Origin of the sequence: Clostridium chromiireducens (assembly GCF_002029255.1) — a bacterium.
In the GTDB taxonomy this organism is placed as follows: Bacteria; Bacillota; Clostridia; order Clostridiales; family Clostridiaceae; genus Clostridium; species Clostridium chromiireducens.
This window is the reverse complement of sequence record NZ_MZGT01000048.1, coordinates 35,435-42,129: the sequence shown is the minus strand read 5'-3', so window position 1 is coordinate 42,129 and position 6,695 is coordinate 35,435. Positions and strand designations below refer to the sequence as shown.

Genomic DNA, 6,695 nt, shown 5'->3' with positions numbered 1-6,695 from the left:
TAATTATAGATTACACATTGAGTATTATTTCGACAGTTTAAATATTTAAATTTGATATTTAGACATATTTTATGGTAATATTATTTTAAAAAAGGTGTGATTTCCAATTCAGGAAATGCAATGTGTGATGTAATATTTTTAAAGATATAGAAAAGAGGTGTTCTTATGCTTAGTGCTGTAATCGTGGATGATGAAATTCATGTTCTTAACTTGTTGAAAATGTTTTTGCAAAAAACGGAGCAGGTGAATGTTTTGGAAACTTTTCATGATTCTAGTATAGCTCTTAAAAATATAATTGATATAAAGCCAGACGTAGTATTTTTAGATATAGAAATGCCAGAAATAAACGGATTAGAACTTGCCAATTGTCTGTTAGAACAGAATGATGAATTAATGATCGTATTTGTTACTGGTTATAATCAATATGCCCTTGAAGCTTTTGAAGTAAACGCATTAGATTATATATTAAAGCCAGTTAATTCAAACAGAATACAAAAGTGTGTATCAAGACTCAATAAGCTAAAGACTCCAATGAACCAAGAAAAAACTCATATGGGAAAAACAAAAATATGTTGCTTTGGAAATTTTGAAGTGCATGGAAATAATGGTGTGATTAAATGGCCTACGCGGAAGGTAGAGGAAATGTTTGCTTATTTTATATTCCATAAAGATTCTAATGTTGAATGCGGGGAACTAGGAGAGATTTTATGGCCAGAAGGAGAACCAGATAAGATTAAAGCAAACTTTGATACTTCACTTTTTAGACTTAGAAAAACCATTAAAGAAAACGGTTTACCTATAGAGATTTCTTCTAAAAAAAGAGGAAAAGGAGTATATAGATGCTATTTACATGGATTATCTAGTGACGTTATTGAATTTAAAAATGCAGCTTTGAAAAATGTAATTGTAAATAAAAGTAATATTAATAGATTTGAGCAGATTTGCTCATTATATAGAGATGATTTATTTTCAAAAAAGGATTATGGATGGTGTGAAGGTGAAAGAGAGTATTTAAGTCGAGATTATACTAAGATGCTTAAAAATATTGCATATTTTTATTTAGGAGAGGGATTATATGAGAATGCTATGGACAAGCTATTGACTGCAAAAAGGAAATCACCATTCGATGAGGAAGTTCATCTAAACATTCTAAAAATATTTGCTATCCAGAAGAATAGAGCTTTATTAGTAAAATCCCATGAAGAGTTCAAGTTAGAATTATTTCAAGAAATGGGTATTGAACCACATGGTGAAACAAATGAATTTTTCATGAAATTACTAAATGAATTGTAGAAGAATTTGTAACAAAAGAAGAAACGAAAAGCATACTAAGAGGATGGGGAGAATGAAAGAAAAACTTGCATTAGTAGTAACATTTATATTTAAAGAGATACATAAAAGAAATAGTTACTTTTCAAGTAGAAGCAGAAAATATGAAATAATAAAGATTTTCCTTGGTATTTTTCTATTTATGGTTTATTTCCAAGGTCAAAATGCATTTGCAGATAGCAAGATAGAAAAACATGTAGTGATTATCAATCCTTTTACACAAGATTATCCTGGAAGTCAACTCTATATTAAGGGAATAAAAAGTACGTTGGAAAAGAATTCAGAATTTAAATTTAGCTATTCTTATGAATACATGGATCTTGCTCGGCACAGTAATGATGAAGGATATCTCGAAGATATCTCAAAATATCTAAAGTCCAAATATTTAAAGGATAAACCAGATTTTATAATTACTGCTGTTAGCTTAGATTCCTTTTTTTCTAAATATGGGGATAATATATTTTCAAGTGTTCCTATTATCTTGGATTGGGACAAAGAAAGTATTCCTACTACTCCAATGCCACCAAACTATTCTATAATATCTCAACTATCTGAAGTTGATGAAAATATACAGCTAATATTGAAAACAAAGCCTAATACAAAAAAAATTTACATGGTAATTGGTAGCTCAATAGATAAAAGAACTATTTCAAAATCTATTTCAGATATAAAAAATAAATATTCTAATCAGGTAGAGTTTGATTTACTGAATAACTTGTCTTATGAAGATATGATTGAAATTGTAAAAAGTGCGGAGGATGATTCTGCAATTTTATATTTTCAATGGTATTCTGATGTAAATGGTAAAAGCTTTATTCCTACAGAAGTAGTTAAAACCATATGCCAAGAAGCAGTGGTGCCAGTGTATGGAGTTTCAGCTCAGTATCTCGGAAGTGGAGTAATTGGTGGTTATGTAGGTAATCAAGAATTGGTAGGGCAAACTGCTGGTGATGTAGTTATGGATATTCTGAATGGAAAGAAGTCATCAGACGATCAGGTAATTCATGCTAAATCTAGAGTCTATACTTTTGACTGGAGACAACTCAAATATTGGAAAATAGAAGAGGATAAGCTGCCAAGTGATAGTGTAATTCTATATAAAGATAGAAGTGTTTGGGAGTTATACAAAGGCTATATTATAGGAATTTTTGTTTTACTTATATTGGAAGCATTACTTATTTTTGTACTGTTAATCAATCGAAGAAGAAGAAGAAGAGCTGAAGCAGAATTGGTTCAGGCTAATAGCTCACTTGAAGCAATGACTGAAAAATTAATCTGTATTGATAAGATGAAAGATGAATTTCTTGTTAATACATCACATGAGCTACAAACCCCTCTTAATGGAATCATAAATATATCGGAGGGACTGGCAGAGGGAAAGTATGGGAATGTGAATCGAGAGCAAAAGGAGGAACTCGAGGTAATATTCTCCGTATCTAGAAGGCTTTCTTTATTAATAAGAGATATTATAGATTTTGAAAACATAAAAAGAGATGAAATTCAACTTAATCTCAAAGCTATTGATATTAAGTCTGCTTCAAAAGTAGTAGTTGAAGTATTAAGACATTTAATTGAAAGTAATAATATAGAAATTCTGATAAATATTCCAGAAAAACTTTCACTAGTATTGGCAGATGAAACCAGGTTACTGCAAATTCTATATAATCTTATTGATAATGGAATTAAGTTCACAGAAAAAGGAACTATTACATTATCTGCTGAGGAAAATGAAGAATTTGTAAAGGTTAGTATAGAGGATACTGGTATTGGAATTTCAAAAGAAAAGCAGCAGGAATTATTCAATGCTTTCACACAGGTAGAAACCAAAAATTCTATTCAGTATGGGGGAAGTGGATTAGGATTATATATTTCACAACAACTATTAGAACGAATGAAGGGACAGATATTTTTAGAAAGATCAGAGCCACAGAAAGGTACATGTTTTTCATTTTTACTTCCTAAGGCAACAGGTGAACCAGTGAATAGGATAGAAAAATCTGAAGTGAAACCAGAAAAAATATATAATATTATAAAGACTGGGAATAAATTAGCGAAGAATTTCAAGATTCTTGCGGTAGATGATGAACCTACCAATTTAAGAGTGTTGAAATCCATTTTAGATAGTGAGGAATATGAAGTTTTAACTGCATCAAGTGGTATAGAAGCCATAGAAATTATAAGGAATCAGAAAGATATAGATCTGGTGCTTATGGATGTAATGATGCAGGGTATATCTGGATATGAAGCTTGTAGAAAAATTAGGGAACAATATTCTTTGCATGAATTACCATTATTGATATTGACAGTTAGGAATACTCCTGATGATATTGCAATTGGTTTTGATGCAGGAGCAAATGATTTTATTACCAAGCCTTTTGTAGCAAAAGAACTTAGGGCAAGAGTTTCTAATCTATTGCAAATGAAAAAGTCAGTGCAGGAATCATTGAAAAACGAGATGGCTTTTTTACAATCTCAGATTAAGCCTCATTTTTTATACAATGCTATGAGTACAATAATGTCACTTTGTTATACAGATGGAGCAAGAGCGGGGGAATTGCTGGCGTATCTAAGTGAATATCTACAAAAAAGCTTTAATATCGATAACACAGATACTACTGTCAGTCTTGAAAATGAATTGGAATTGACAAAGGCATATACAGAAATCGAAAAAGCTAGGTTTGGAGAAAGGCTAGCGGTAGAATACTATATAGATGATGGTTTGAGGAAGCAAAGAATACTACCATTAATAATCCAGCCACTAGTAGAGAATTCAATACGACATGGTCTTATGAAAAGAAAAAGTGGTGGAACTGTAAAAGTAACAGTTAAGAAGGGCGTCGATGGAATTAAGATTTCGGTTGAGGATAATGGAATAGGAATTGAGAACACTCAAGCTATATTAAATAATAGAGACTCGTTAAAAAGGCAAAAGGGTGGAGTTGGTATTTCAAATATTAAGGGTCGATTAATGAAGTATTATGGCACAGAACTTCATATGTATTCGAAAATAAATGAAGGTACACACGTATGTTTTACGTTGCATGCTCAGGATATAAGTCATATTGGGAAATCTAATAACAATTAGTAAAAAGAGTAACGACTAATGCTAAAAAATATGTAACTAAAAATGTTGTATTCTTAGTTACATGTCATGTGACTAATAGTAATACTGAAAATGGTACAGATGTAATTACAAATACTGGAAGGTTTTTATCTCTAATGTCTATAATGGAATTCTATGGCAAATTTAATTCTCAGCTGCAATTATTAATAGGAGCACCACCACAAAAAATTTGGTATATAACTTCATATGTAAATATAGTGCTTCTTGCAATAAAAGCATATAAATTAAATGATTATTTAGATATTCAAGCCTTAGATAAGGGATATCTTATTGTTTATAATTTTAATAAAGATAAAGACTACAAAGAAGAAATAATACACTATGAAGGAAAGGAAATATTTATAGTGTTTGTGTAGACTGTGAATAACGTTAATTTAAATTATAATGTTGACAAGTTTGAATTTTATTGCTATTATACAATAAATATACAAATTCTATGAAGAGAATAGTAGATATTATCTTAGTATCTTAAGCGAGTAGAGGACGGTGGAAGCTCTATGAGAAAAGTTTTATTGAAGACATCTCGGAGAAGCTTATCTGAAAATATCAGTAAGATAAGACGGATTCCCCCGTTAAAAGGATTTGAGACGACTTAAGTTATGTACTTAGTCAAAGTAGAATGGTACCGTGAAGTATAGCTTTCACTTCTATAATGAAGTGGAGGCTTTTTATATTTCAATTTAAAATGAATTAAGGCCTGTTCATTTTATGTATCGTTTAAATTTAACTATGTATACTATTTATGTTAATTAGGGTGGTACCGCGGATTTTTCGCCCCTTCAGTTAAGTTTTAGCTGGAGGGGATTTTTTATAGACAATTATAATAATAAGTACGGTTTAGGTTGATTTTTAATTGAAGGATTGAAATGAAAATTTGTCCTTATTATCTTATACCGATATTTTGAGGAGTGAAAAAAATGCAAAGAACAATGATAAATGAATTAAATAAAAAGATAAATAAAAATGTAGAAATTAAAGGATGGGTTCATAAGATTAGAAAATTAAAAGCTATAACTTTCATAATATTAAGGGATAGAACTGGTCTTGTACAGTGCGTCGTAGAAAACTCAAAAATAAAAGATATTGATATTAAGCTAGAATCTGTAGTGAGTATAAATGGAAGAGTTGGTGAAAATAATAATAAGTTAAATTCCTTTGAATTGAACATTGAAGATATAAATGTGATTTCAAGCTGCGATGAACAACTTCCTATAGAAATTAATAAGGAAAATCTAGATGTTAATTTAGATATTATGCTAAATAATAGAATGCTTAGTTTAAGACATGAAAAAGTTAATTCTATATTTAAAATACAAAATATTATAGTAGAGGGTTTTAGGAAGTTTTTAGTTCAGGAAGGCTTTACAGAAATATCAACTCCAAAGCTCGTTGAAGGAGGTGCAGAAGGAGGAACCGAAGTATTTAAGGTTCAGTATTTTGAGAAACAGGCATATTTAGCACAAAGTCCTCAATTTTATAAACAGATGATGGTAGGTGCTGGTTTTGAAAGGGTTTTTGAAATTGGTCATGTATATAGGGCAGAAGAGCATAATACTACGAGGCATTTAAATGAATATGTTAGTATGGACTTAGAAATGGGATTTATTGAAGATGAGAAGGATATAATGAGTTTAGAAGAAGAATTATTAAAATTTATTTTAAATAAGGTAAGCTCTGAAGGGGATAAACACCTTAAGTTACTCGATGTGAAAATTCCAGCTTTAGAAAATAGTATTCCTAGAATAAAGTTCAGTGAGGCTATAGAGATTTTAAAAACTAGATATAATAAAACAGACTTAGATGGGGACATGGACCCAGAAGGCGAAAAATTAATATGCAAATATGCAAAAGAAGCCTTTGGTAGTGATTTTATATTTTTAACCCATTATCCAAGAAAAAAGAGACCAATGTATACAATGCCTTGTGGAGAAAATGAAACGCATAGTTTTGACTTATTATTTAGAGGAGTTGAAATAACTACAGGAGGCCAAAGGATTCATCAATATAATGCATTGAGAGAAAATATAAAGTACAAAGGCTTAAATCCGTCAAATTATGAAAGTTATATTGATAATTTTAAATATGGAATGCCCCCTCATGGAGGATTGGCAATAGGGCTTGAAAGGATAACTGCATTATTACTTGATATAGATAATGTTAGAAAAACCACATTAATTCCAAGGGACAGGACAAGACTAGTTCCATAGAAAATAACCTTGAGATAAATCCCAAAAGGTTTTAT

4 protein-coding genes and 1 other annotated feature are annotated in these 6,695 nt (G+C 30.4%); all 4 genes read left to right on the top strand.

All coding sequences use genetic code 11. The features are described 5' to 3' along the window. The first annotated feature begins 165 nt into the window (after nt 1-165). The gene (locus CLCHR_RS16700) at nt 166-1,293 is read left to right on the top strand and encodes a response regulator (protein ID WP_079440961.1); all 1,128 of its coding nucleotides are present in this window, start codon (nt 166-168) and stop codon (nt 1,291-1,293) included. Between the two features lie 52 nt (nt 1,294-1,345). Beyond that, complete coding sequence (locus CLCHR_RS16695; RefSeq protein ID WP_169896831.1) at nt 1,346-4,414, top strand: ABC transporter substrate binding protein; 3,069 nt, start codon at nt 1,346-1,348, stop codon at nt 4,412-4,414. A gap of 68 nt (nt 4,415-4,482) precedes the next feature. Beyond that, entirely contained in the window at nt 4,483-4,809 is a 327-nt protein-coding gene (locus CLCHR_RS16690) for a hypothetical protein (RefSeq protein ID WP_139376254.1), read from the top strand. Nucleotides 4,810-4,880: 71 nt separating this feature from the next. Next, nucleotides 4,881-5,105, top strand: a binding site (T-box leader). A gap of 265 nt (nt 5,106-5,370) precedes the next feature. Next, complete coding sequence (gene aspS, locus CLCHR_RS16685) at nt 5,371-6,660, top strand: aspartate--tRNA(Asn) ligase (RefSeq protein ID WP_079440958.1); 1,290 nt, start codon at nt 5,371-5,373, stop codon at nt 6,658-6,660. Nucleotides 6,661-6,695: the final 35 nt, after the last annotated feature.